24 protein-coding genes are annotated in these 25,580 nt (G+C 73.8%); 19 read left to right on the top strand and 5 right to left on the bottom strand.

Annotated features, from left to right (window positions below):
* Positions 1–98: 98 nt before the first annotated feature.
* Positions 99–668, bottom strand: a complete 570-nt coding sequence (locus NOCJ54_RS0114025) for a TetR/AcrR family transcriptional regulator (RefSeq protein ID WP_036518014.1) — start codon at positions 666–668, stop codon at positions 99–101.
* Between the two features lie 117 nt (positions 669–785).
* Here NOCJ54_RS0114025 and NOCJ54_RS28365 point away from each other — a divergent pair, with 117 nt between their 5' ends.
* From NOCJ54_RS28365 to NOCJ54_RS0113995, 6 genes are all read left to right on the top strand, one after another.
* Positions 786–2,015, top strand: coding sequence for a ScyD/ScyE family protein (locus tag NOCJ54_RS28365; protein ID WP_198020225.1), 1,230 nt, complete (start codon positions 786–788; stop codon positions 2,013–2,015).
* A 131-nt stretch (positions 2,016–2,146) separates the two neighbouring features.
* Positions 2,147–3,667 carry a carboxyl transferase domain-containing protein gene (locus NOCJ54_RS0114015; protein ID WP_198020227.1) on the top strand — a complete coding sequence of 507 codons (1,521 nt, stop codon included), beginning with the start codon at positions 2,147–2,149 and terminating at the stop codon, positions 3,665–3,667.
* 7 nt (positions 3,668–3,674) lie between these two features.
* Positions 3,675–5,495 (top strand): ATP-binding protein, encoded by a 1,821-nt coding sequence (locus tag NOCJ54_RS0114010; RefSeq protein WP_028655993.1) that lies wholly within the window; start codon positions 3,675–3,677, stop codon positions 5,493–5,495.
* Positions 5,492–6,442: a hydroxymethylglutaryl-CoA lyase gene (locus tag NOCJ54_RS0114005; protein ID WP_028655992.1), complete on the top strand. Its 951-nt coding sequence runs from the start codon at positions 5,492–5,494 to the stop codon at positions 6,440–6,442. The genes NOCJ54_RS0114010 and NOCJ54_RS0114005 overlap by 4 nt, the downstream gene beginning before the upstream one ends.
* Positions 6,443–6,523: 81 nt before the next feature.
* The gene (locus NOCJ54_RS0114000; RefSeq protein ID WP_028655991.1) at positions 6,524–7,669 is read left to right on the top strand and encodes a hypothetical protein; all 1,146 of its coding nucleotides are present in this window, start codon (positions 6,524–6,526) and stop codon (positions 7,667–7,669) included.
* A 2-nt stretch (positions 7,670–7,671) separates the two neighbouring features.
* Entirely contained in the window at positions 7,672–8,898 is a 1,227-nt protein-coding gene (locus tag NOCJ54_RS0113995; protein ID WP_028655990.1) for a hypothetical protein, read from the top strand.
* Here the strand turns inward: NOCJ54_RS0113995 and NOCJ54_RS0113990 are convergent.
* On the bottom strand, positions 8,859–9,557 hold the full coding sequence (locus tag NOCJ54_RS0113990) for an EcsC family protein (protein ID WP_051485852.1): 699 nt from the start codon (positions 9,555–9,557) through the stop codon (positions 8,859–8,861). The genes NOCJ54_RS0113995 and NOCJ54_RS0113990 overlap by 40 nt on opposite strands.
* 79 nt (positions 9,558–9,636) lie before the next feature.
* Between NOCJ54_RS0113990 and NOCJ54_RS28360 the strand changes: the two genes are divergently transcribed.
* The 4 genes from NOCJ54_RS28360 (at position 9,637) to NOCJ54_RS0113970 (ending at position 12,380) form a co-directional block, all read left to right on the top strand.
* The gene (locus NOCJ54_RS28360; protein WP_051485851.1) at positions 9,637–10,260 is read left to right on the top strand and encodes a hypothetical protein; all 624 of its coding nucleotides are present in this window, start codon (positions 9,637–9,639) and stop codon (positions 10,258–10,260) included.
* 17 nt (positions 10,261–10,277) lie between these two features.
* Positions 10,278–11,042 carry a leucyl/phenylalanyl-tRNA--protein transferase gene (aat, locus tag NOCJ54_RS25870; protein ID WP_232221789.1) on the top strand — a complete coding sequence of 255 codons (765 nt, stop codon included), beginning with the start codon at positions 10,278–10,280 and terminating at the stop codon, positions 11,040–11,042.
* Positions 11,043–11,140: 98 nt separating this feature from the next.
* Positions 11,141–11,737: a hypothetical protein gene (locus tag NOCJ54_RS0113975; RefSeq protein ID WP_028655988.1), complete on the top strand. Its 597-nt coding sequence runs from the start codon at positions 11,141–11,143 to the stop codon at positions 11,735–11,737.
* Between the two features lie 217 nt (positions 11,738–11,954).
* Positions 11,955–12,380: a hypothetical protein gene (locus NOCJ54_RS0113970; protein ID WP_028655987.1), complete on the top strand. Its 426-nt coding sequence runs from the start codon at positions 11,955–11,957 to the stop codon at positions 12,378–12,380.
* 91 nt (positions 12,381–12,471) lie between these two features.
* Here the strand turns inward: NOCJ54_RS0113970 and NOCJ54_RS0113965 are convergent, their stop codons facing one another.
* The 3 genes from NOCJ54_RS0113965 to NOCJ54_RS0113955 all read right to left on the bottom strand — a co-directional run bounded on the left by NOCJ54_RS0113965 (position 12,472) and on the right by NOCJ54_RS0113955 (position 15,710).
* Complete coding sequence (locus NOCJ54_RS0113965) at positions 12,472–12,810, bottom strand: rhodanese-like domain-containing protein (RefSeq protein WP_036518013.1); 339 nt, start codon at positions 12,808–12,810, stop codon at positions 12,472–12,474.
* Between the two features lie 45 nt (positions 12,811–12,855).
* Positions 12,856–14,784 (bottom strand): PKD domain-containing protein, encoded by a 1,929-nt coding sequence (locus NOCJ54_RS28355; protein ID WP_051485850.1) that lies wholly within the window; start codon positions 14,782–14,784, stop codon positions 12,856–12,858.
* An 80-nt stretch (positions 14,785–14,864) separates the two neighbouring features.
* The gene (locus tag NOCJ54_RS0113955; protein ID WP_028655985.1) at positions 14,865–15,710 is read right to left on the bottom strand and encodes an IclR family transcriptional regulator; all 846 of its coding nucleotides are present in this window, start codon (positions 15,708–15,710) and stop codon (positions 14,865–14,867) included.
* A 205-nt stretch (positions 15,711–15,915) separates the two neighbouring features.
* On the opposite strand from NOCJ54_RS0113955, the gene kduI reads away from it, so the two are divergent.
* The 9 genes from kduI to NOCJ54_RS0113910 all read left to right on the top strand — a co-directional run bounded on the left by kduI (position 15,916) and on the right by NOCJ54_RS0113910 (position 25,560).
* A complete protein-coding gene (gene kduI, locus NOCJ54_RS0113950) occupies positions 15,916–16,695 on the top strand; it encodes a 5-dehydro-4-deoxy-D-glucuronate isomerase (protein WP_232221788.1) in 780 nt (259 codons plus the stop codon).
* Positions 16,692–17,462: a 2-dehydro-3-deoxy-D-gluconate 5-dehydrogenase KduD gene (gene kduD / locus NOCJ54_RS0113945; protein WP_028655983.1), complete on the top strand. Its 771-nt coding sequence runs from the start codon at positions 16,692–16,694 to the stop codon at positions 17,460–17,462. The genes kduI and kduD overlap by 4 nt, the downstream gene beginning before the upstream one ends.
* A 125-nt stretch (positions 17,463–17,587) precedes the next feature.
* The gene (locus tag NOCJ54_RS0113940) at positions 17,588–18,664 is read left to right on the top strand and encodes a sugar ABC transporter substrate-binding protein (RefSeq protein ID WP_028655982.1); all 1,077 of its coding nucleotides are present in this window, start codon (positions 17,588–17,590) and stop codon (positions 18,662–18,664) included.
* Between the two features lie 2 nt (positions 18,665–18,666).
* On the top strand, positions 18,667–19,683 hold the full coding sequence (locus NOCJ54_RS0113935) for an ABC transporter permease (protein ID WP_232221792.1): 1,017 nt from the start codon (positions 18,667–18,669) through the stop codon (positions 19,681–19,683).
* Positions 19,680–21,239 carry a sugar ABC transporter ATP-binding protein gene (locus tag NOCJ54_RS0113930; protein WP_036518010.1) on the top strand — a complete coding sequence of 520 codons (1,560 nt, stop codon included), beginning with the start codon at positions 19,680–19,682 and terminating at the stop codon, positions 21,237–21,239. The genes NOCJ54_RS0113935 and NOCJ54_RS0113930 overlap by 4 nt, the downstream gene beginning before the upstream one ends.
* Positions 21,236–22,231: an ABC transporter permease gene (locus NOCJ54_RS0113925; RefSeq protein WP_028655979.1), complete on the top strand. Its 996-nt coding sequence runs from the start codon at positions 21,236–21,238 to the stop codon at positions 22,229–22,231. The genes NOCJ54_RS0113930 and NOCJ54_RS0113925 overlap by 4 nt, the downstream gene beginning before the upstream one ends.
* A gap of 92 nt (positions 22,232–22,323) precedes the next feature.
* Positions 22,324–23,832, top strand: a complete 1,509-nt coding sequence (locus NOCJ54_RS0113920; RefSeq protein ID WP_028655978.1) for an aldehyde dehydrogenase family protein — start codon at positions 22,324–22,326, stop codon at positions 23,830–23,832.
* Complete coding sequence (gene eda, locus NOCJ54_RS25860; protein WP_051485849.1) at positions 23,829–24,491, top strand: bifunctional 4-hydroxy-2-oxoglutarate aldolase/2-dehydro-3-deoxy-phosphogluconate aldolase; 663 nt, start codon at positions 23,829–23,831, stop codon at positions 24,489–24,491. The genes NOCJ54_RS0113920 and eda overlap by 4 nt, the downstream gene beginning before the upstream one ends.
* A gap of 7 nt (positions 24,492–24,498) precedes the next feature.
* Positions 24,499–25,560 (top strand): sugar kinase, encoded by a 1,062-nt coding sequence (locus NOCJ54_RS0113910; protein WP_028655977.1) that lies wholly within the window; start codon positions 24,499–24,501, stop codon positions 25,558–25,560.
* Positions 25,561–25,580 lie beyond the last annotated feature (20 nt).

The raw sequence follows: 25,580 nt of genomic DNA, 5'->3' as shown, positions 1-25,580 counted from the left end.
AGCACCGCGACACGCCGTACGACGGTGCTTTTCGTCAGGGACTACCGCCCCGGCGGCCCTGCCTGTCACCAGCCGGGGACGGCGGGTGAGCTGAGGGGTCAGTGGGCGGGGGCGACGCCGAGGGCGGCGAGGGCCATGGCGGCCAGCAGGTCGCGCAGGCGGGCGTCGGGGACGGCGTGGCCGGCGCGGGGGGTGGAGTTGAGCAGGCCGAAGGCGGCCTGGGCGGCGGCGTACGACGACGGCTCGTCGAGGTGGGCGTCCAGCGCGCGCAGCTGGTCGGCCCACAGCGCGATGTAGGAGCGCTGGAGGCGGCGGACCTGGGCCCGGGCGTCCTCGGGCAGCGACTCCCAGTCCCGGTCCTGCACGACGATCAGCGCGCGCTGGGTGAGCGCGAACTCCAGGTGCCAGTCGACCAGGCCGCGCAGCGCGGCGGCGGGGTCGCCCCCGCCCGCGGCGACCCGCTCGCGGCCGACCTCGAGCAGCCGTTCGCTGATCGACGTGAGCATCTCGGCCAGCATCGCCTGCTTGGACGGGAAGTGCTTGTAGAGCGCCGGTCCGGAGATCCCGCAGGCGGCGCCGAGCTCGGCGACCGAGACCCCGTGGAAGCCGCGCGCCGCGAACAGGTCCGCCGCGGTGGCGAGGATCTGCTCGCGCCGGGATTCGCTCATGGCCACAGGTTAGCGGTCGTTCACCGGCGCGGTGGGGGACCGCTGGCCACCGGACCGGGGGCCAACGTGCCCCAGATCGGGCATGACCCGGGCCGTCCCGGCTTGCTAGGCAGGCCTGTGGGGGAGGGAGGCTTCCCCGACACCTCGGAGGGAGCTCCACATGGCACCGATCAACGTCCGGCTCGGGGTGGGGGTGTCGCGCTGGCGCTGGCCGCCGCCGCTGCCCCCGCCCTGGCCGGCACCACCGGCGGCAGCGGCAACGGCCACGCCCCACGCACCATCACCGCTCTCGACGGCCCGCGCGGCGTGGACGCCCTCGGTGGCGGCCGCACCCTGGTCACCGAGACCGGCGGGGACTTCAGCCTCGTCGTCGAGCGCCGCGGCAAGCCGGCGCGCGTCATACCCCTCGGCAACCTGGCCACCGACTTCCCGCCGGCCATCGCCCTCGGTCGCCACGGGACGGTCTTCCTGCTGACCGGGGCGGCCGGGCCGCCGCCGGAGGAGGCGGCCGGCCTCCTGCGCAGCTCCGCCGAGGAGCCGGACGATTCCGGGGAGCCGGGCGAGCCCGCCGCGGGAGCGACCCTGTTCAAGTGGCGCCCCGGGTGGAGCGCGCCGCGGCCCGTGGCGGACATCGCGGCCTACCAGGCCACCGACCCCGACCCGGACGACCAGGAGGACTTCCCCGAGGACAGCAACCCCTACGGTCTCGCGGCCCTGCGCGACGGCAGCGTCCTGGTCGCCGACGCGGCGGGCAACGACCTGCTCCGGGTGTGGCGCGACGGCACGATCCGCACGGTCGCGCGGCTCAAGCCGCGCCTCGTCGAGGTGCCCGAGGGGCTGCCGGACATCCCGCCCGAGGAGGGCGGACCGCTGCCGCCGGCCGGCACGCCGATCCTCTCCGAGGCCGTGGCCACGTCGGTCGCCGTCGGTCCCGATGGCTACTGGTACGTCGGCGAGCTGCGCGGCTTCCCGGCCACGCCCGGCACCTCGCAGGTCTGGCGGATCAGGCCCGGCAGCGTGGACGCGACCTGCGACCCGGAGGCGCCGCACCAGGGCGCCTGCCGCAGGTACGCCGACGGACGGACCTCGATCGTCGACCTGGCCGCGGACCGGTACAGCGTGCTGGCCCTCGAGCTGTCGAAGGCCAGCTGGCTGGCCTTCGAGCTCGGCCTGGCCGGCGCCGAGGTCGGTGGCCTGTTCCGGCTCTGGCGCCACCGGGGGCACACCCACGCCCGCGAGCTGGCCGCTGACCAGCTGGTCCTGCCCGGCGGCGTGGACGCCGTCGGAGGGAAGGTCTACGTCACCGGTCCGTTGTTCGGACCCGGCGCGTTGCTCCGGGTCCGCTAGGACCGCTCGCAGCCCGGGCGAGGGGCTTGTCAGGAGAGGTTAATGATCGTTAACCTGAGGTCGTGTCCCAGACCAGCACCGAGACCCCGGCCGGCGACGAGACCAGCGCCGACGCCGGCGCGCAGCCCAGCCTGCGCGAGCTGAGCGCCGAGCTGCGCGAGCGCCTCGCCCGGGTGCGCCAGGGCGGCACCGAGTCCGCCCGCGCCAAGCACACCGGGCGCGGCAAGATGCTGCCCCGCGACCGCGTCGACGGCCTGCTCGACCCGGGCAGCCCGTTCCTCGAGGTGGCGCCCCTGGCGGCCTACGGCATGTACGGCAAGCCCGGCGACGACTATGCCGTCCCGTCGGCCGGCGTCGTCGCCGGCATCGGCCGCGTGCAGGGCCGCAACTGCCTCGTCGTCGCCAACGACGCGACCGTCAAGGGCGGCACCTACTACCCGATCACGGTCAAGAAGCACCTGCGCGCGCAGACGATCGCGGCCGAGAACGACCTGCCGTGCATCTACCTCGTCGACTCCGGCGGCGCCTTCCTGCCGATGCAGGACGAGGTGTTCCCCGACCGCGAGCACTTCGGCCGGATCTTCTTCAACCAGGCCAACATGTCCGCCCGCGGCATCCCGCAGCTGGCCGCGGTCATGGGTTCCTGCACCGCCGGCGGTGCCTACGTGCCGGCGATGTCGGACGAGACCGTCATCGTCAAGGAGCAGGGCACGATCTTCCTCGGCGGCCCGCCGCTGGTGAAGGCCGCGACCGGTGAGGTCGTCAGCGCCGAGGACCTCGGCGGCGGCGACGTGCACGCCCGCAGGTCCGGCGTCGTCGACCACCTGGCCGACGACGACGCGCACGCGCTGCGCATCCTGCGCGGCATCGTCGACACGCTGCCGGCCCCGGCGCCGCGCGAGCGGGTCGAGGTCGAGGAGCCGCTGGAGGACCCCGAGACGATCTACGACGTCGTGCCGTCGAGCACCCGCACGCCGTACGACGTCCGCGAGGTCATCCGCCGCCTCGTCGACGGCAGCCGGCTGCAGGAGTTCAAGCAGCTCTACGGCGAGACCCTGGTCTGCGGGTTCGCCCGCATCCACGGCCACCAGGTCGGCATCGTCGCCAACAACGGCATCCTGTTCAGCGAGTCGGCGCTCAAGGGCGCGCACTTCGTCGAGCTGTGCAACCAGCGCGGCATCCCGCTGCTGTTCCTGCAGAACATCACCGGCTTCATGGTCGGCCGCGAGTACGAGAACCGCGGCATCGCCCGCGACGGCGCCAAGCTGGTCACCGCGGTCGCCTGCTCGGTCGTGCCGAAGCTGACCGTCGTCATCGGCGGCTCGTTCGGTGCCGGCAACTACGGCATGTGCGGTCGCGCCTACGACCCGCGCTTCCTGTGGATGTGGCCCAACGCCCGGATCTCGGTGATGGGCGGCGACCAGGCGGCCAACGTGCTCGCCACCGTCGCCGGCCGCGAGGACGACGAGGCGTTCAAGGAGCCCATCCGCGAGCAGTACGAGACCCAGGGCTCGCCCTACTACGCCTCCGCCCGGCTCTGGGACGACGGCGTGATCGACCCGGCCGACACCCGGCGCGTCCTCGGCATGGCGCTCGAGGTCACCACGGCCGTCCCGACCCCCGAGCCGTCCTACGGCATCTTCCGGATGTGAGCGAGCGATGACCCAGATCCAGTCCGTCCTCGTCGCCAACCGCGGCGAGATCGCCCGCCGGGTGTTCCGCACCTGCCGCGCCCTCGGCCTGCGCGCCGTCGCGGTGCACACCGACCTCGACGCCGACGCGCTGCACGTGCACGACGCCGACGTCGCGATCCGGGTGCCGAGCTACCTCGACGCCGACGCCGTCCTCGCCGCCGCGAAGGAGGCCGGCCCGGCCGGCACGGTCGCGATCCACCCCGGCTACGGCTTCCTGTCCGAGAACGCCGCCTTCGCCCGCGCCGTCACCGGCGCCGGGCTGGCGTGGGTCGGCCCGACGCCCGAGGTCATCGAGCAGATGGGCCGCAAGGACGCCGCGCGCGACCTCGCCGTCGCCGCGGGCGTGCCCGTCGTGCCGTCGTACGCCCTCGACGAGGACCCGGCCGGCTTCGCCTACCCGGTGCTGGTCAAGGCCGCCGCCGGTGGTGGCGGCAAGGGCATGCGCGTGGTCCGCTCCGCCGCCGAGCTGCCCGAGGGCATCGCCGCCGCGAAGCGCGAGGCGGCCAGCGCGTTCGGCGACGACACCATCCTCATCGAGAAGTACGTCGAGCGCGGCCGCCACATCGAGGTGCAGGTCCTCGGCGACGCCCACGGCCACGTCGTGCACCTCGGCACCCGTGAGTGCTCGGTGCAGCGGCGCCACCAGAAGGTCATCGAGGAGGCCCCCGCCCCCGCGCTCGACGACGAGCTGCGCGAGCGGATCCACTCCTCCGCGGTCGCCCTCTCCGCGTCGGTGGGCTACGTCAACGCCGGCACGATCGAGTACCTCCTCGACGCAGGTGAGTCGGGCACCGGCGAGTTCTACTTCCTCGAGATGAACACCCGCCTCCAGGTCGAGCACCCGGTGACCGAGATCCACAGCGGAACCGACCTGGTCGCCCTGCAGCTCGCCGTCGCCGGCGGCGCCCCGCTGCCGTTCGACCAGGCCGGCATCGCCTTCGGCGAGCACGCCATCGAGGCCCGCATCTACGCCGAGGACGCCTTCGGCGGCTTCCTGCCGCAGGCCGGTCGCGCCGACGTCGTGCACTGGCCGGCGGCCGCGCGGGTCGACCACGCGCTGGAGTCCGGCCAGGTCGTCAGCACGTCCTACGACCCGATGCTCGGCAAGGTGATCGTCTCCGGCCGCGACCGCGAGGCCGCGCGCCGCGCGCTGGTCGCCGCGCTCGACGACACCGCGATCCTCGGCCTCACCACCAACACCGGCTTCCTGCGCGAGCTCGCCGCGAGCGACGCCTTCGCCGAGCCCGGCGGCATCGACACTGCCTGGCTGGACCGGCACGAGGTGCCGGCGCCGGACGCCGCTCCGGCCCGCGCGATCGCCGCCCGGCTCTGGCTGGACACGCACAGCGAGCGGTCCGGCCCGTTCGCCGGCGACGGCTTCCGGATGGGCGGCCCTGCCGCCGCGCCGACCGTCGAGCTCGACGAGGTCGCGACCGCCGCCCCGCGGGTCCCTGCCGGCACCGTCGCCCGGGTCACCGGCCACCACGTCGAGCTGGCCCACCACGGCCAGCGGTTCGTGTTCACCCGCCCCGACGCGAGCACCGACCACGGCGTCGCCGCCGGTGACGGCACGATCGTCGCCCCGATGCCCGGCACCGTCCTCGACGTCCGCGTCGCCGAGGGCGAGGCGGTCACCGAGGGCCAGGTCCTCGGCGTCGTCGAGGCGATGAAGATGGAGCTCGCGCTCAAGGCACCGTACGACGGCACGGTGGCCACCGTCAGCGCGTCGGTCGGCCAGCAGGTCGCCCTGGGCGCGGTGCTGTTCGTCGTGGAGGAGGGACAGTGACGGTGCAGGCGCCGCTGCCGATGGTCGTCCCCGAGCCGGGGCTGCCGGCGAAGGTCACCATCTACGAGGTCGGGCCCCGCGACGGCCTGCAGAACGAGCAGGTCGCCGTGCCGACCGCGGTGAAGGCCGAGTTCGTGCAGCGGCTGCTGCAGGCCGGCCTGCCGGTGGTGGAGGCGACCAGCTTCGTCCACCCGAAGTGGGTGCCGCAGCTGGCCGACGCCGCCGAGCTGATGACCGGCCTCACCGCCGACCTCGGCGACCGGGCGCGCGAGCTGCCGGTGCTGGTGCCCAACCAGCGCGGCCTCGACCGCGCCGTCGAGCTCGGCCTTCGCCACGTCGCGGTCTTCGCCTCCGCGACCGAGACCTTCGCCGAGCGCAACCTCAACCGCACCCTCGAGTCGCAGTTCGAGATGTTCGAGCCCACCATCGACCGTGCCCTCGCCGAGGGCATGGACGTGCGCGGCTACGTCTCGATGTGCTTCGGCGACCCGTGGGAGGGCGCGGTCCCCGTCGAGCAGGTCGTTGCCGTCGGCAAGCGGCTGCTCGACCTCGGCGTCGGCCAGCTCAGCCTCGGCGACACCATCGGCGTCGCCACCGCCGGCCACGTCCGCGCGCTCGTCGCGGCCTTCGTCGACGCCGGCGTGCCGGCCGACCGGCTCGCGCTGCACTTCCACGACACCTACGGCCAGGCGCTCACCAACGTGCACGCCGGCCTGCAGTCCGGCGTGACGACGTACGACGCCTCCGCGGGCGGCCTCGGCGGTTGCCCCTACGCGAAGAGCGCCACCGGCAACCTCGCCACCGAGGACCTGGTGTGGTTCCTCACCGGCCTGGGCATCGAGCACGGCGTCGACCTCGGCTCCGTCGTCGCGACCAGCACGTGGATGGCCGGGCAGCTCGGACGACCGAGCCCCTCGGCCGTCGTCCGCGCCCTCGGCACGGCCTGACGCTGTGGCCCGGCCCCCACCCGGGGCCGGACGGGCCGACCTGTCGGCAGCACGGCAGTCGGACACCCGTACCGTTGGGCCATGGGTCGAGCTCGCGTCTGGGGATGGGCAGCCGCGCTGCGGGAGGGATCGACCACTCCGTGGGAGGAGTGGCCGGACGACGCGTCCGGTGAGGGCCCCGCCTTCGCCGACGAGCTCCCGGGCGCGCAGCAGCTGGGCCTGCTCCGGCGTCTGAACCTCGCCGCCGACGCCGCCGGCCGGCGGCTGCCGCCCGGCACCTCTGACCGCGTGCTGACCGCCGGCCTGACCGGCCGCGGCCGTCGCGACCTGCCGGTCCTCGGCGACGACCGGCCCGGCCCCTTCGGCCCCCGACCCGTCGACCCCGACGCGCTGCCCGACGGCGAGCTGCTCCGCGTCGCCGCTGCCCTCATCGCCGATGACGTCGCCGCGGCCGCGGACGAGGCAGTCGACGAGCGCAGCCTCGGCGAGCGCGTCCGCACCGTGCACCGCCCGTGGGTGCGCTCGTTCGTGGTCGTGGGCGTGCAGTGGCGCGCGGACTCGGTGCGCGCGGGCCTCGCCGCCGAGGGGCGACCGCAGGGTGGCCGCCGGCCCACGGCTTACCTGCTCGCCGACGACCTCGGCGCCGTCCTCGCCGACGCCTGGACCGCCCGCGCCTTCGACCAGGGCGGCCCGACGTGGCCGGAGTTCCTGCGCAACTCCGCCAGCTTCGGCCACCTGCCGCCGCGCGCCGACCTCGCGCGGATGGCCCGCTCCGCCGCCCACAAGTACGGCGCCGACCGGGTCACCGTCGTCCTCGACCCGACGCAGCTCGCGAGCGAGCTCGGCGTCCCGCGGCTGCAGGAGCCGCCGCGGCTCGGGGCGCACGCGGTCGACCTGGTCCGCCGCGTCGGCGAGCCGCTCGGCCTGCTCGTCGACCACGCCCGCCGTCCCGGCCTGCTGCGCGCCACCCTCGGCCGCCGCCTCGACGGGAAGGGCGGGGCGCGGCTCACCGTGCCGCCCCGCCACGCCGTCTGGCTGAGCACGATGGCCGAGCGCACCCGCCACGACCTCGCCGCTGCTGGCTACCCTGTGCTCGGCGATCTCGACCGGCTGCTGCCGGGCGACCTCCCCGAGGAGCCCGTCGTGCCGGTCGACGCCGAGGTGCTGGCGCTCGCGCTCGGGCTGCTCCTCGACCCGGTGAGCGCGAGCCAGAAGGAGGGCGCGTAGGGATGGCGGACCGCATCCTGCTCCACGTGGGGACGCCGAAGACCGGCACGTCGTACCTCCAGGACGTGCTCTTCCAGAACCGGCCGACCCTGCTGCGCAACGGCGTGCTCTACCCCGCCGACCGCTTCGACGAGCACTTCCTCGCCGCGCTCGACCTCATGCGCCTGCGCTGGGGCGGGCTGGAGCGCGAGGCCGTCGGCGCCTGGGACCGGCTCGCGCAGCAGGTCCGCGAGCACGACGGCACCGCCATCATCAGCCACGAGATCCTCGCGACCGCGTCGCGCAGCCAGGTCCAGCGCGCGCTGTCCTCGCTCGGCCACGAGCCCGGCGGTGGCGGCACCGAGGTGCACCTGGTCATCTCCGTGCGCGACCTCGTGCGCCAGATCCCCGCCGAGTGGCAGGAGAACGTCAAGCACCGGGCGCGCTTCAAATTCTCCCGCTTCCTGGAGCTGATCCGCGACCCCGAGCGCAACCACCGCGTGGGTGCGTGGTTCTGGGGCGTGCAGGAGATCCCGGACATCCTCGACCGCTGGGGCGCGACGATCCCGCCCGAGCGGGTCCACGTCGTCACGGTCCCGCGGCCCGGCGGGCCCAGGGAGGTGCTCTGGCAGCGGTTCAGCAGCGTCTTCGGCCTCGACGACCTCGACCTCGACCTCGGCACCGAGCGATCGAACCCCAGCCTCGGCGTGCCCGAGTCCGCGCTGCTGCGCCGGATCAACCAGGCCTGCACCCGCGACCTGCCGCCGGTGCACTACCGGCCACTGGTGCGCGAGCTGCTCGCCCACCAGACCCTGTCGCGTCGCACCGACTCGCCGCGCCTGCGGCTGCCACCGAGCGAGTACCCCTGGGTCGCCGAGCTGACCGAGCAGTGGATCGCCGAGCTCGCCGAGCGGGGGTACGACGTCGTCGGCGACCTCGCCGAGCTGCGCGGGGACGAGCCGGACGCGGAGACCTGGGCCGACCCCGACCGCCCGCGCGAGCGGGAGGTCAACAAGGCCGCGCTCGACGCGATCCGGGCGCTCCTGGTCGAGGCTGCCGAGCGGCAGGCCGAGGCGGAGCGGCTGCGGGCGAAGCTCGAGGACGCCCGGCGCGACCTGATCCGCTCACGCTCGCCCCGGCTGATGCGCACGATGGAGTGGACGGTGCGCCGGCTCGAGGACAGCCCGCGCGGACGGCAGGCGCTCGGCGTCTACCGCCGGGCCCGCGGGCGCAGCTCCCTGTCGGCGTAGCGGCCGACCCGCCAGGTGCTCCACGCGTCGGCGCCCAGCCCGACCGCGCCGCCGACCACGGGCACCCGCTTGCCGACGGTGGTGGCGATCCGCTTGCCGATCACCCGGCCGATCAGCTCGTTGGCCAGCACCGTCGTCATCGTCTGGTCCAGCGTGGGGTCGTGCTGCGGCGCGGTCGCGACGGCCATCGGCGGCGCCGGCAGCTGGCGCTTCTTCACCATCCGCTGCACCGTGTCCTCGCCGAGGATGGTCTCGAGGATCGCGTTGCGCACGCGGGGGTCGTCGAGGTCGTAGCCGCGCAGGTGGGCGATGCCGGCGACCATCCGGCTCTGGATGAGGGCCAGGCCGGCGATGTTCGCAGGCGCGACCACGGCAGCGGTGAGCAGGCCGCCGAGGTTCGTCGCGAAGCCCCCCACGCCGGCGTACAGCACGTGGTTCTCGATGACCTCGCGCACGGCCTTGTCGACGTTGCCGTGCTGCTCGCGCAGCTGCTCCTCCGCAGCCTGTGCCGCCGGCGGCAGGGGGCCGACGCCGTTGATCGCCCGGTGCAGCGCCTCGCGCACGAACGACTGGGTCAGTCCGGGCGCCATCTGCGTGACCCGCGGCGCGAGCTGGCGGGCGGCCTCGACGGCGAGGCCCTTCTTCAGACGGGAAGCCATGCGTCGATCCTAGAGAGCGGGCGGGCACCCGGGCCCTACGCTGGGGGGCGTCCCGCTCCCCGACGCCGAGGTTCCTGCCATGCGCCTGACCGTCCGCTCCCTCGCCGCTGCCGCCTCGGCCGCGGCGCTGGCGCTCTCCCTCACGGCCTGCGGCGGGGGAGGCGACGATCCCGGGGAGCCGGGAGCGTCGGCGAGTGCCACGGAGTCGGACGGCGGGTCGGACGGCGGCTCGACCGACGGGTCGGCCGACGGGTCGGACGGCAGCGAGGGTTCCGACGGCCCCGGCGCCGCGTCCACCGACGGTGAGCCGGGCGAGCCCGGCAGCACCAGCGCCCCGCAGCCCGCCGACAGCGACCTGTGCACCGCCCTGTCGGGCGTGCTCGAGGTCGTCGCGCCGATCCAGGGCGAGCCGGACGAGGCGGACTGGGGCCGGATCCAGGAGGCGTACGCCGCCCTCGGCGACGCCGACCTGCCGAAGGGCGCGACCGCCCGCCACCGGCAGGGCCGCGACGCCGCGGTCGGCGCCATCACCTCGCTCAGCTGGCGCGAGGCGCAGGAGGCCTTCGACGACCCGAGCGGTCGCGTCCCCGGGCTCTCCGACGACGACCAGGCGAAGGCCAGCGAGTTCTTCGCCTGGTCCGGCCAGCAGTGCCCCTCCGTGCTCGGCACCGGCGACCCCGAGGGCTCCGTCACCACCCAGTGACCACCTGACAGGCAGCCGTGACCAGCCCCGTCGAACCCCCGCCGACGTCGTGGGTCCTCCCGAGCCGGGAGGACCTGGCCGCGCTGCCCGTCCTCGATGCGCCGCTCGACCTCGACGACCCGGAGCTCGCCGACCCCGACCTCGCCGCGCACGACTCGAGCGACCTGGTCGCGGTCGGGGCCGACCTCGAGCCCGGCACGCTGCTCGCTGCCTACCGGCGCGGCCTGTTCCCGATGCCCGAGGGTCGCTCGGTCGGCTGGTGGTGCCCGGCCCGGCGCGGCGTGCTGCGGCTGGACCGGTTCAAGGTGTCGCGGTCGCTGCGCCGCTCCGCGCGCACCTTCGAGGTCCGTGTCGACACCGCCTTCGAGGAGGTGCTCGCCGGCTGCGCGGACCCGCGCCGCCCGCACGGGTGGATCGATCGCCGCATCAAGCGCGCCTACACCGAGCTCCACCGCCTCGGCTGGGCGCACTCGGTCGAGACCTGGCGCGACGGGCGCCTGGTCGGTGGCCTGTACGGCGTGGCGATCGGTGGCCTGTTCGCCGGTGAGTCGATGTTCCACCGGGAGACCGACGCCTCGAAGGTGGCGCTGCTCGGGCTGGTCCGCCTGCTGTCCGCGGACGACGACGGAGCGGCGGGGCGGCGGCTCGTCGACGTGCAGTGGGCGACCCCGCACCTGGCGAGCCTGGGGGTGGAGCAGGTCCCGCGCTCGTCGTACGTCAGCGGGCTGGAGGCGCTGCTCGCCGTCCCGCACGCCGAGTTCCGCGCTCCGTGCATGGACTGAGCCGGACCGGGCAAGGGACGGGGGGACCCGGCCGCGCCTGCCGGCGTCCCCGCGCGGGCACGTCCCGTCCCGCGCCCCCCAGGGAAAGGAACTCTCGGATGACTCCCATCAAGCGACCGCTCGCGGCTGCCGGCGCCGGCGCACTGCTCGCCCTCGCGCTCACCGCCTGCGGCGGAGACGCGCCGACCGACGCGTCGACCCGTGACTTCTGTGACGCGGTGCAGGACATCTTCGAGACCACGAGCGAGGTCCAGGGCGACGAGCCCACCGAGGACGAGTGGGAGGAGATCCAGGACGCCTACGACGACCTCGGCGAGGTCGGCACGCCCGACGACATCGGCGACTCGGAGCGCAACGGCTTCGAGGTCGTGGTCGACACGATCACCGGCCTCGACTACGACGAGGCCAAGAAGGTCTTCGCCAGCGAGGACGACAGCATCCCCGGGGTGTCGGAGGAGGAGGACAAGGACGCCGACGCGTTCTTCGAGTACGTCGAGGAGAAGTGCGCCGACGCGCTGGAGCCGGGCGGGGCGACGTCCGACCCGGTCGAGCCGCCGCCGAGCGACCTCGGCACCCCCGACCCGAGCGAGGTCCCGACCGAGGTGCCGTCCGACTTCCCGACCGACCTCTCGCCGGAGGAGCTGGAGAGCCTGCAGTCGGAGCTGGAGAAGCTCACGGAGTCGCCCGCCGAGTGACCGGGGCGACCGGGGCTGACCGCGGGGCCCGTCCTGCGCACCACCGTCCGGTCGCCCGCTCCGGGGCGGGTTGTCCGCGAAATCGCGGGCAGGCGGAGCCGTCCGGTGCGTAGGGTGGCCCGACGGGGCAGGGTCGGGCCGGGAACGGCGCCGGTCCGTGCCCCTCTTCCATGTGCGGGCGCTCCTGCCCGTGCCCCCCAGAAAGGAACCCCTCGGAATGACTCCGATCAAGCGACCGCTGGCTGCCGCCGGCGCCGCCGTCCTGCTCGCCCTCTCGCTGTCCGCCTGCGGCAGCGACGGCGCGCCCACCGACGCCTCGAAGGCCGACTTCTGCAAGGTCGTCAACGACGAGGGCGGTGGCGAGGAGGCCTTCGAGGCCGCCTCGAAGGGCGACTGGGACAAGCTCCTCGACCTGCTCAAGGAGCAGGCCGACGAGGTCGAGGAGGTCGGCACGCCCAAGGGCATCCCGGACGACGCGCGCGAGGGCTTCGAGATCCAGCTCGACGCCGTCAAGGACATCGACGCCAAGGACCTCGAGAAGGCCGTCGAGAGCCAGGAGGACCCGTTCGAGGCCGGCCTGTCCGACGCCGACAAGAAGAAGATCGAGGCCTACGAGGAGTACGAGAACGAGACCTGCGACTGAGTCGCTGGTCCTCGGCACGACCTCGGCGCACCGAGCGCCATCGTCCGGCCGGCCCCCGACGGGGGTCGGCCGGACGTCGTTCGGGGGGCGGTCAGATGACCGTGGCCGGCTGGCCGGTGTCGGACACCATCGCCCGACCGGCCCGCTCCCAGCCGATCATCCCGTCGACGAGGTTGACCACGTCGTAGCCCTGCTGCGCCAGGTAGGCCACCGCCCGCGCGGACCGGCCGCCCGCCTTGCACACGACGAGCGTCTGCGGCGCCTCGAGCTCGACGAACTCGCCGAGCCGCGCCGGCAGCTCCATCAGCGGGATGTGCACGGCCCCGTCGATGTGCCCCGCCGCCCACTCGTCGTCCTCGCGCACGTCGAGCACCACCAGCTCCTCGGGCAGCGGGTCCGGCACGTTCTCGATCTCGACGCTGGGGATCATGCCGCCCAGCCTAGGACGCCGCCGGGCGGTCGCTGCCGCCGCCGGTCAGCGCCGGACCCGGAAGGTCCACGTGCGCACCGTCGCGTTGCCGAGCGCGTCGCGCACGACCAGGCGGACCCGGTGCCGACCGGGAGCCAGCGCCCTGCGGGCCTGCCAGCGCACGACGTCCCGGCGGGCGTCGTACCTCCCGGCGACCCGGCGCCCGTCGACGCGCAGCACCACGCTGCGGGCCCGCACGGCCGACCAGCGGTCGACCACCCGGGCGCGCACGAGGGGGGTGCGGTCGCGGGTGCCGCCGACCGGCCGCAACCGCGCCACCGCCGGCCCCCGGGTGTCGACCCGCCAGCGCCGCACCGCCGGGGACGGGTCGACGTTCCCCGCCCGGTCGACGGCGCGCACGCGCAGCACGTGTGGCCCGTCGCGCAGGCCGCCGAAGGTGGGGGTGGCGGCGCAGTCGCGCCACCGACCCGCGTCGAGCCGGCAGCGGAACCGCCCCGGCTCGTTGCTGGAGAGCCGGAAGCGCGCGTTGCGGGCGCGCACCGTCCCCGTCGGCCCGCCCCTGAGCGTGGTGCGCGGCGCCACCGTGTCGGGCAGCACGACCACGTCGACGCTCGCCGCGGTGCTCTCGCCGCCGGGTGCGGTCACCGTCACCGTGGCCGTGCGCGTTCCCGGCGAGGTGTAGGTGTGGTTGGGGTCCGGGCCGGTCCCGGTGTGCCCGTCGCCGAAGTCCCACGCGTAGTCGAGGTCGGCCGTGCCGGGCACCAGGTCGGCGCAGCCGATCCGCAGCGCCGGGTTCACCGGGTCGTGGATGACGATCGAGACCGCCTTCGCCCCCGCCCGGACCGGCTGCGCCACCACGACCTCGCCGCTGGCGCCGCTCGCGTCGGAGGTGAACGGCAGCCAGACCTCGTTCTCCTCGGCGAAGGGTCGGCCCTCGTCGAACCGGAAGTGCGCCCCGCCGCGGGTCGCCGAGGTGCACGGCTGCTCGTGCACGTGCACCTGGTGCGCCGCCTCCGGCGCCAGGCCGGTGACGTCGAGCGCGGCCAGGGTCCGGCCGCGCGAGCGGACCAGTCGTGCGGTGCCCGACAGGTCGGGGAAGGTGTCGACCCCGTCGGCGTACGCGGTGAAGGAACCAGCCGTGCCGACCTCGGTCGTGAAGGCGACCGGCAGGGGCGCCGTAGCGCCGGGTGCGTGGTCGGCGTGGGCGTGCACGTCGGGCAGGCCGCCCGGGTCGGCGCCGACCGTGACGACCAGCTCCTGGCGGAACACGCCGCCGTTGCCGTCGTCGACGGTCAGCACCGCCGTGTAGGTGCCGGGAGCGGTGTAGGTGTGAACGGCATGCGGCGTCCACGCACTGCCGCCGGGAGCCTCGGGGTCACCGTCGCCGAAGTCCCAGTGGTGCGTGAGCGGGTCGCCGTCGGGGTCCGTCACGTCGGCGGTGAGCTCGACCTCCAGGGGGGCCGGGCCGTGGTCGGGTGAGGCCGTTGCCGTCCCGGCCGGCAGTGCGTTCGCGGCCTCCTCGACCATGACGACGCCCCACATCACCGTGCCGTGCAGCGAGCAGACGTAGTGGTAGGTCCCCGGTTCGGTGAAGGTACGACGCACCGGCGGGTCGCCTGGGACCCGGTACTCACGCACCGGCTCGGACCAAGGGCTGCGGACGTCCTCGGAGGTCAGGTCGTGCTCCATCGCGGCCGCGTCGAAGCGCCACTCCACGGTGTCGCCGGGGCGGATCGTGATCGTGCTGCCCCCGGTGTCGACCGACTCCCACCGGCTGCCGTCGGCGTCGTCGACGGCGTCGACCACCCAGGTGCGGGGCGCGGGCTCGTCAGCGGCCACCCGCGCCGGCGCGACGGCGAGCAGTCCGAGGACGACGAGCAGCGCGGTGGCGACCGGTGCGAGCGGCCCTCGCCGGTCGCGCAGGAGGTGGCGGGCACGCCGGGCGGCGCGGAGCGCGGAACGGGTGGGGGACATCGTTGGCCCTTTCGCAGAGGCAGTGGGCCGAACGATGTTCGCATACTGGAACCGGGTTCGTCACCCGGTCGCGCTCGAGGTCAGCGCACGAAGCTGTTGTCGTGCTCCGCCGAGAGCCGGGCGCGGATGCTCAGCAGGGTCTCGACGATGTGGTCCTCGCGCTCGGGGGTGAGCCGGCTGATCGGGACCGCGACGCTGATCCCGTCCTGGACCGGCCGGGCGAAGGGCAGCGCCACGCCGAAGCAGCGCACGCCGATGCACGACTCGTCGCTCTCGGAGGCGTAGCCGAGCCGCTCGGCGTCGTCGATGATCGTGAGCACCGCGTCGCGGTCGGTCACCGTCTTCGCGGTGAACGCGGCGATCTCGTCGGGGACGAGCGCCTCGCGCGCCTCGCGGCTGTGCTCGGCGAGGATCGCACGGCCCAGTGCGGTGGAGTACGCCGGGAGGCGGCGTCCCACGGGGGTGTGCATCCGCAGCGGGTGCAGCGACTCGCGCTTCGCGGTGTAGATGACGTCGGCGCCGGCGAGGCGGCCCAGGTTGACGGTCTCCTCGGTCGCGGACGCGATCTCGTCCATGATCCCCTGCGCCCGGGCCAGCACCGGGTCGCCGGAGAGGTAGGCCGAGCTGACCACCAGCGAGCGGATGCCCAGCTGGTAGATGCTGCCGGTCGGGTCGGTCTGTAGCCAGCCGCGGTCGGTCATCGTGCGCAGCAGCGCGTGCAGGCTGGACTTGGGGATGCTCAGCCGGGTCGAGAGCTGGAGCTGGGTACCGGGGCCGTTCGCGGCGATCTCGTCGAGCAGGTCCAGCGCGCGGGCCGCGGACTTCACCGGTCCGGCGGCGGCGCCACCGGTGCCGGTGCTCGTGGTGCTCGTCGTGCCGGCGCCACCGGCGCGGCCGTTCGACGTGCTGGTCGCCTGCTGGGCCATGGGTCCCCCAAGGGTGTGCGGTCGACGCGTCCCACAACGCGTCCTCGCCCCGACTCTAGCGGCTGTTCGCATACATGGACGAGCTTCAGGCCCTTGACCGTGACCCGCGTCACGTTGTAGCGTCCCGGTTCACAGATACGAACACAGTTCACGAAATCGAGGAGCCCCCGTGATCCAGGTCCGCTATTCCACCTCACCGTCGAGCGTGGAGACCGCACGCGCCGCGGACCTTCGCGAGAACTTCCTCGTCGACGACCTGTTCCGGGCCGGCGAGGTCCGCGGCACCTACACCCACGACGACCGGCTGGTCATCGGCGGCGCGGTGCCGGCCGACGGCCCGCTCGAGCTCCCCGCCTGGGACGTGCTCGGCACCGACTCCCACCTGGCCCGGCGCGAGCTCGGCATCGTCAACGTCGCCGAGACCGGCCACGTCCTGGTCGACGGCGAGAAGTTCGAGCTCGCCCACCTCGACGGCCTCTACGTCGGGTGCGGCAGCGAGGTCTCCTTCGCCGGGGAGGACGCCGCCTTCTACTTCGTCTCCGCACCGGCGGGCACGAAGCACCCGACCACCGTCGTCAAGCACGCCGAGGTCGAGCCGGTCGCCATCGGCACCGACGCCGGTGCCAGCGCCCGCCACCTGTACCGCTACGCGTGGGGCGAGCAGCTGCAGACCTACGGCCTCCAGTTCGGCGTCACGGTCATCGCCGACGGCTCGGTGTGGAACACCATGCCGCCGCACCTGCACGACCGGCGCACCGAGGTCTACCTCTACGTCGACCTCGACGAGGAGGACCGGGTCTTCCACTTCCTCGGCCAGCCGGGCGCCACCCGCCACCTGGTCGTCTCCGACCGGCAGGCCGTCATCTCGCCGCCGTGGTCCATCCACTCCGGGGCCGGCACCGGGTCCTACGCCTTCATCTGGGCGATGACCGGCGAGAACAACGTCTACACCGACCTGTCCGGGGTCCCCCTGGAGGAGCTGTGACCACTGCCGCCACGCGCTCGCCCTTCGACCTCACCGGTCGCCGGGCGGTCGTCACCGGCGCCGGCCGCGGACTCGGCCAGGGCGTCGCCCTCGGCCTCGCCCGCGCCGGGGCGGACCTCGTCCTCCTCGGGCGGCCGGGCAGCCAGGTCGACACCGAGAAGGCGGTGCGCGAGCTCGGCCGTGACGTGGAGGTGCTCGACCTCGACGTCGCCGACCTCGACGCCGTGCAGCAGGTCTGCGCGGAGGTCAACCAGCGCCACCGCGTCGACGTTCTGGTCAACAACGCGGGGACCATCGAGCGCGCCGACGCCGTGGACGTCGAGCCGGCCGCCTGGCAGCGGGTCCTCGACGTCAACCTCACCGGACTGTTCTTCCTCTGCCAGCAGCTCGGCCGCCCGATGGTCGAGCGCGGCAGCGGCAAGGTCGTCAGCATCGCCAGCCTGCTGTCCTTCCAGGGCGGCATCCGCGTCCCGGCGTACGCCGCCAGCAAGCACGCCGTCGCCGGGATCACCAAGGCGCTCGCGAACGAGTGGGCGCCGGCCGGCGTCCAGGTCAACGCGATCGCCCCGGGCTACATGGCCACCGACAACACGGCCGCGCTGCGCGCCGACCCGGACCGCTCGCGGCAGATCCTGGAGCGGATCCCGGCCGGGCGCTGGGGCTCCCCGGCCGACGTCGCCGGGGCCGCGGTGTTCCTCAGCTCCCCCGCCTCCGACTACGTCAACGGGCACGTCCTCGTCGTCGACGGAGGCTGGATGGCCCGCTGACCCGATCCACCGCGTCCACCACGTCCACTCCCGTCCACCCTTCGTCGACGCCGCTCGGGGCGCCCAACCGCTTCCTCCCACCCCACCCGCCGGAACCACACGGCACCAAGAAACGAGGATCAACGATGACCCGCACCTCCCGCCCCGTCGCTGCACTCTTCAGCCTCGGCCTCGCGGCCGTCGCGCTCGCCGGATGCAGCGAGGGTGAATCCACCGCCAGCGCGGACGCCGGCTCCTGCGAGCCGTCCGACGTCAAGCTGGTCGGCCAGGTCCGCAACGAGTCCAACCCCTACGAAGCCGCCTGGCTCGACGGCGGCGACGCCTTCGCCGAGTCCGTCGGGCTGGAGCAGGAGCGCCTGACGTACGACGGCGACTCCACCAAGCAGCAGGAGCAGGTCCGCCAGCTCCTGGCCGGCGACACCGACTGCCTCGTGATGAACGTGCTCCCCAACGGCGACGCCGACACCACCCCCATCGTCAAGGGCGCCGACCAGGCGGGCGCGTACCTCGTGACGCAGTGGAACAAGCCCGCCGACCTCGACCCGGCCGACTACGACCGCTGGGTCAGCCACATCACCTACAACGGCGTCGAGTCCGGCCAGCAGATCGGCGACGCGCTTGCCGAGGCGATCGGCGGCAAGGGTGGCATCATCGCCCTCCAGGGTGTCCTCGACACCGCCGCAGCCAAGGACCGGTTCGCCGGCCTCGAGGCCTCGCTGGAGAAGAACCCCGACGTGAAGCTCCTCGACCAGCAGACGGCGAACTTCTCGCGCGCCGAGGCCCTCGAGGTCACCAAGACACTGCTCACCAAGCACGGCGACGCGGTCAAGGGCATCTGGGCCGCGAACGACGACATGGCCCTCGGGGCGCTCGAGGCGCTCAAGCAGGCCGGCCGCGACGACGTCGCCGTCGTCGGCATCGACGCCGTTCCGGACGCCCTCACCGCGATCCAGGACGGCACGATGACCGCGACCGTCTCCAGCGACGGTCCGTGGCAGGGCGGCATCGGCCTCGCCATCGGATTCTGCGCCGCGACCGGTGAGATCGACGTCGCCGACCTGCCGGCCGACAACCGGGCGTTCTTCGCCGAGCAGTTCCTGATCACCGACGAGAACGTCGCCGACTTCGCGACGCCGGCCACCGACGCGGCCGACTTCGAGTGCGACAACGTCTTCGACCGCGTGGCAGGTCCGCTGTCGTGACCATGACATCCCCCGCCGAGCACGCCCGGGACACCGAGGTCGTCGCGGCGCGCCCCCAGCCTCGGCGGGGGGTGTCGCTCCGGGACGCCGGCCCACCGGCTGCCCTCCTGGTCGTCGTCGCGGTCTTCGCGGCGCTCAGCCCGCAGTTCCGCAGCGTCGCGAACTTCCAGAACATCGCCGACGCGGCTGCCGTCCTGGCGGTCGTCACCTGCGGCATCACCTTCGTGCTGATGATGGGGTCGATCGACCTCTCGGCCGCCGGGGTGATGGGGGCCTCCGCCCTCGCCGTCGCTCTGCTGGTCGAGAACAACCGCAACGGCAACGACCTCGGGCTGCTGGGCATCGCGATCGCGGTGCTGCTGGCCGCCGGCCTCGGCGCCCTGAGCGGGCTCGCGCTGGTGCTGCTCAAGGTGCCGTCGTTCATGGCCACGCTCGGCGTCTCGGCCGTCGGCCTCGGTGTCGCCACCCTCATGTTCAACGGTGTCCAGCCCAACATCTCCGACACCATGCTCGAGGGCTGGGCGACCGGCCGGTTCCTCGGCTTCTCGTGGTTGACCTGGATCGCCGTCGGCTGCGTCCTCGCCGGCTGGCTGGTCCAGCGCTACACCCGACTGGGGCGCTACGCCTACGCCATCGGCGGGGCCGAGGAGGTGCTCGCCCTGTCCGGGGTGCGCGTGGCGCCGTACAAGGTCGCCGTGTTCACCCTCGCCGGGGCCTTCTACGGCCTCGGCGGCGTCATGGTCACCAGCCAGCTCGGCGCGGGGCTCGTCCAGGCCGGCAAGGGCTACGACTTCGCCGCGATCACCGCGGCCGTCGTCGGCGGCACCCTCCTCACCGGCGGCCGGGGCGGCGTCCTGCACTCCGCGGTCGGCGTGCTGCTCATCGTTGTGCTGACCAACGGCCTGGTCCAGATCGGGATCAGCCCCTACTGGCAGGGCGGTGTGCAGGGCCTGATCGTGGTCGCCGCGGTGGCCGCAGCAGTGATCCCCCAGCGACGCAGGAACCAGGTGGTGAAGTGACCATCCATCTCGACAAGGAGGCCCGCGTGCCCAACCCGGCGACCGTGCCGGCACTCGAGGTGCGCGGCCTGGTGAAGCACTACCCGGGCGTCAAGGCGCTCGACGGCGTCGACCTCGTCGTCCGGCAGAACGAGGTGCTCGGCCTCGCCGGCGAGAACGGCGCGGGGAAGTCGACGCTCCTCAAGGCCCTCGTCGGGCTCGTGAAGCCCGACGCCGGCGAGATCTGGGTCCGCGGCGAGAAGGTGCGCCTGCGCAGCGTCGTCGACGCGGCGGACAAGGGCATCGGCATGGTCTTCCAGGAGCAGTCCCTGGTGCCGAACCTGACTGCCGCGGAGAACATCGTGCTCGGCTCCGAGGGTCGCGGCGTGCGCGGCGGCGTCTACCGCTGGGACACGATGCGCCAGATCGCCCAGGAGCAGCTCGACAAGATCGGCTCCAGCATCGACCCGCTCGCCCGCACGGACACGCTCTCCTTCGCCGACCGGCAGATGGTCGAGATCGCGAAGGTGCTGCGCATCGAGCAGCGCAGCCAGCACCCACCGGTGATCATCCTCGACGAGCCGACCTCGGTGCTGGAGTCGAAGGAGATCGAGACCCTCTTCACGCAGGTACGACGCCTGCGCGAGTTCGCCTCCGTCGTCTTCGTGTCCCACCGGCTCGACGAGGTGCTCGACGTCTGCGACCGGGTCACCGTGCTGCGCAGCGGCCAGTCCGTCGGCGAGGTGAGCACCGAGGGCGCCGCCCCCGACGAGCTGCACCGGATGATGATCGGCTCGACCGGGTCGGACGACCACTACCACGACAACCTGGCCGAGCGGCCCGACGAGCCGCGCCCGCGGCTGAGCGTGCGGGGCCTGTCCGGCAAGACCTTCCGCGACGTCGACCTCGACGTCGCCGCCGGCGAGATCGTCGCCATCGTCGGCGTCCACGGCTCCGGCCGGGAGGACGTGTGCCGGGCGCTCTTCGGTGCCGAGCCGACGACCTCCGGCGAGGTCACCCTCGACGGCGAGGTGCTGCACCTCTCCGGCACCCGGGCCGCCTGCTCCGCCGGCATCGGCTACGTCCCGGCCGAGCGCAAGACCGAGGGCATGGTCGGGCCGATGTCGGTCGCCGACAACATGACCCTGACCCGGCAGAAGAGCCGCTGCTCCGGTCCACTGGTCGCGCCGCGCAAGCAGGCCTCGCTCGTCGACTCGTGGATCAAGCGGCTATCGATCCGCACCCCCCACCGCGGCACCGCCATCCAGCGGCTGTCCGGCGGCAACCAGCAGAAGGTCGTGCTCGCCCGCTGGCTCGTCGGCGGCGACATCCGGCTGCTGCTGCTCGACCACCCCACCCGCGGCCTCGACATCGGCGCCCGCTCGGAGGTCTACCGCCTCATGCGCGAGCTGTCGAACAGCGGCGTCGCGACGGTGCTGCTGGCCGACAGCCTGGAGGAGGCGATCGGCATGGCCGACCGGATCCTCGTGATGAACGACGGCCGGGTGGCGACCGAGGTCTCCTGCCCCTCGGGTGCCAAGCCGACGCCGCTGGACCTCGTCAAGGAGATGGTATGACCACCCCCGTCATCCCCCGGCCGGCTGCGGAGCCGGCGGTCGCGGCGCACCACCCCACCGTCGGCGAGCGGCTGACGTCGTTCATGCCGGTGATCGCCCTGGTCGCGCTGCTGACCGCCCTCTCGATCGCCGACCCGGGCTTCTTCACCCAGCGCAGCCTCACCGCGGCGGCGATGACGGCGGCACCGCTCATCGTGCTCGCGGCCGGTGCGACGCTGGTCGTGCTCTGCGGCGGCATCGACCTGTCGATCGCCGCGATGGCCTCGCTGTCGACGGTCCTGCTCGCGCTGTGGCTGCCCGACCTCGGCGGGCTCACCACCCCGGCGGTCATCCTCGTCGCCGGGGCGATCGGGGCCGTGCAGGGACTGGCCCACGTGCTGCTGCGGATCCCGTCGTTCATCGTGACCCTCGGCGGGATGAGCATCTTCTCCGCCGTCGCCCTCGTCGTGTCCGACGCCGGCACCGTGCCGGTCCTCGACGACTCGTCGATCTCGTGGCTGAACCTGTACGTCGCCACGCACGTCCCGATGTCGGTGGCCGTCGCGGTGCTCGTCGTCGCCGCCATCGCCAGCGTCGTCCGGTTCACCCCGCTCGGCAGCTGGGTGACGGCCACCGGCTACTCCGAGTCCGCAGCCCGCCTCGCCGGCGTCCCGGTCGACCTGGTCAAGGTCGGCGCGTTCTGCATCTCCGGTGCCTGTGCCGGGCTCGCCGCGGTCATGCTCGTCTCGCGCAACTTCAGCGGGAACCCGTCCATGGCCGACAACCTGCTGCTCCCGGCGGTCGCCGCGATCGTCGTCGGCGGCACCGCGATCACCGGCGGCCACGGCAGCCTGTGGCGCAGCCTGGCCGGGGCGCTCGTGGTCACCCTGCTCCGGGTCGGGCTGCCCATCGTGGGCGTCCCGTCGGCGTACGAGCAGATCCTCTACGGCGCGATCATCGTCGCCGCCGTCGCCCTGACGCTCGACCGCTCGAAGGTGATGGTCATCAAGTAGCGCTCCTCGCCCCCACCCACCGGAACCACCCGAGATCCCCGGTGCGGCCACCACCCGCACCCGTCCGTACTCCCGACGCCAAGGAAAGCGACATGACCACCACCGTCAGCAACGACACCGCCAGCCTGCTCCCGTCCGTCAGCTCCTTCCTCTCCTCCCCCCGGCAGCTGCTCATCGACGGGGAGTGGGTCGACGCGCAGGACGGGCGCACCTTCGCCACCCTCAACCCCGCGACCGAGGAAGAGCTCGTCCAGGTCGCGCAGGGCTCCGCCGCGGACGTGGACCGGGCGGTCGCCGCGGCCCGCCGCGCCTTCGAGGCCGGCTCGCCCTGGGCGCGGATGACGCCGCGCGAGCGCTCGCACCTGCTGTGGCGCATCGGCGACCTCGTCGAGGCGCACGCCGACGAGCTCGCCCAGCTCGAGGCGCTGGACAACGGCAAGAGGGTGGAGGCCGCCCGCGACGGCGACGTCGCCACCACCGCCGAGCTGTTCCGCTACTTCGCCGGCTGGGCCACCAAGATCGAGGGCACCACCATCCCGATGTCGGTGCCCGACCGCGACTTCCACGCCTACACCCGCCGCGAGCCGATCGGCGTCGTCGCCGGCATCGTGCCGTGGAACTTCCCGCTGCTGATGGCCGCCTTCAAGATCATCCCGGCGATCACCGCGGGCAACACCGTCATCCTCAAGCCGGCCGAGCAGACCCCGCTCACCGCGCTGCGCCTGGGCGAGCTGCTGCTCGAGGCCGGCGTCCCCGCGGGCGTCGTCAACGTCGTCCCCGGCTTCGGCGACACCGGCGCCGCCCTGGTCGACCACCACGGCGTCGACAAGGTCGCCTTCACCGGCAGCACCGAGGTCGGCAAGAAGATCGCCGCGGCCGCTTCGGGCAACCTCAAGAAGGTCTCGCTCGAGCTCGGCGGCAAGGCTCCCAACATCATCTTCGACGACGCGGACATCGACGCCGCCATCGCCGGGGCCGTGCTGGGCGGCTACTTCAACGAGGGCCAGTGCTGCGTCAACGGCTCGCGCCTCTACGTCCACCGGGCGGTCTTCGACGAGGTCGTCGAGGGCGTCGCCAACGCGGCGCGGGCGATCCGCGTCGGCAGCGGCTTCGACCCGTCGACCGACATGGGGCCGCTGGTCTCCCAGGAGCAGCACGAGAAGGTGCTCGGCTACATCCGCAGCGCCCTCGCCGACGGCGCCGAGGTCACCGCGGGCAGCGCGGACCGGGTGGGGGAGCGCGGCTACTTCGTCCAGCCGACCCTGATCACCTCCGTGACCGAGGACATGGCGGTGCAGACCGACGAGATCTTCGGGCCGGTGGTCACCGCCATCCCGTTCGACTCCGAGGACGAGGTCGTCGCCGCGGCCAACAACACCGTCTACGGGCTGGCTGCCGGCGTGTGGTCGAAGGACATCGGTCGCGCGCACCGCGTCGGCGGCCGCCTGCGGGCCGGCACCGTGTGGCTCAACACCTGGCACGCCGACGACGTCACCCTGCCCCGGGGCGGGTTCAAGCAGTCCGGCTGGGGTCGCGAGCTCGGTGCGTTCGGCCTCGACGACTACACCGAGCTCAAGACGGTCATCGCCGAGCTCCGATGACGCACGCCGCAGAGGTGCTGGGGCGTCACCGCGTCGTCCCGGTCGTCGTCCTCGGCGACGTCGACCGGGCCGACGGCCTCGGTGAGGCCCTGGTCCGCGGCGGCCTGCCCGTGGCGGAGGTGACCTTCCGGTCGCCGGACGCCGCGGCAGTCCTGCGCCGCCTCGCCGACCGCGGAGACCTCGTGGTCGGCGCCGGCACGGTGCTCACCGCGGAGCAGGTGGACCTGGCCCACAGGTCGGGCGCCGGCTTCGTGGTGAGCCCCGGGTTGAGCGTGGCCGTGGTCCACCGCTGCCGGGCGCTCGGACTCCCCGTCCTGCCGGGGGTGAGCACCGCCAGCGAGATCATGCGGGCCCTCGACCAGGGGCTCGACCTGGTGAAGTTCTTCCCGGCCGAGCCCAGCGGCGGCCTGCCCGCGATCAGTGCCCTGGCCGCCGCCTTCCCCCAGGTGACCTTCGTGCCGACCGGCGGGATCTCCGCCCGTCTCGCGCCCGACTACCTCGCCCACCCCGCCGTGGCCGCCGTCGGCGGCAGCTGGATGGTCCCGCCCGACCTGCTCCGCGCCGGTCGGTGGGACGAGGTCACCGACCTCTGCGCGACCACCGTCGCCGCCGTACCCGGCGCGCTCGAGCCGCTCGTCCCCGGGACGGTGCGGGGGTGAGCGACCCGTGAGCCTGGTGCCGCTCCGGCCGGCGGACGAGTGCGAGCTCGACGTCGTCGCGCTCGGCGAGGTGATGCTGCGACTGGACCCGGGCGAGACCCGGATCCGTGCCGCGCGCCGCTTCGAGGTGTGGGAGGGCGGCGGGGAGTACAACGTCGCGCGTGCCCTCAGCAGCGTCTTCGGCCTGCGCACCGCCGTCGCGACGGCCCTCGTCGACAACGAGGTCGGCCGGCTGGTCGAGGCGCTGGTGCGGGCCGGTGGGGTCGACACCTCGCTGGTCCACTGGCGCGCGTTCGACGGCGTCGGCCGGGCGGCCCGCAACGGGATCAACTTCACCGAGCGGGGCTACGGCGTGCGCTCGGCACTCGGCGTCTCCGACCGGGCCGGGACGGCCGTCAGCCAGCTCGTGCCCGGCGACCTCGACTGGGACGACCTGTTCGGGCGCCGCGGCGTGCGCTGGCTGCACACCGGTGGCGTCTTCGCCGGCCTGTCCGACACAACCGCCGAGGTCGCCCGCGAGGCGATGGCAGCAGCACGCGCCCACGGCACCGTCGTCTCCTACGACACCAACTACCGGCCCAGCCTCTGGGCGGACCGGGGCGGCCAGGCGCGGGCCCGCGAGGTGAACCGCGAGCTGGCCGGCCTCGTCGACGTCCTCGTGGGCAACCCGTCCGACTTCAGCGACGACCCGCCCCCCGACGACCCGGCCGCTGCCGCCGAGCTGCTCGCCGGCTCCTTCCCCACCCTGCGCGTGGTCGCGACGACCCGGAGAGTCGTGCACTCGGCCGGCGACAACGACTGGCAGGGCCTGGCCTGGGCGCCCGGCCCGGGGCTGTGCGCGTCGACCGTCCGCACGCACCTGTCCGTCCTGGACCGGGTCGGCGGTGGTGACGGCTTCGTCGCCGGCCTGGCGTGGGGCCTGCTCACCGGGGAGGACCTCTCATCCAGCGTCGAGCTCGGTGCCGCCCACGGCGCCCTGGCGATGAGCACCCCCGGCGACACGTCGATGGCCTCGCTCGACGAGGTCCGCGCCCTCGCGACCGGAGGGGACGCCCGGACGCGACGCTGACCGGACGCGCCTGATCCACC

It is taken from the genome of Nocardioides sp. J54, assembly GCF_000519005.1.
In the GTDB taxonomy this organism is placed as follows: domain Bacteria; phylum Actinomycetota; class Actinomycetes; order Propionibacteriales; family Nocardioidaceae; genus Nocardioides.
Note: the sequence above shows the minus strand (reverse complement) of the source record. Positions and strands in the feature narration are given on the sequence as shown.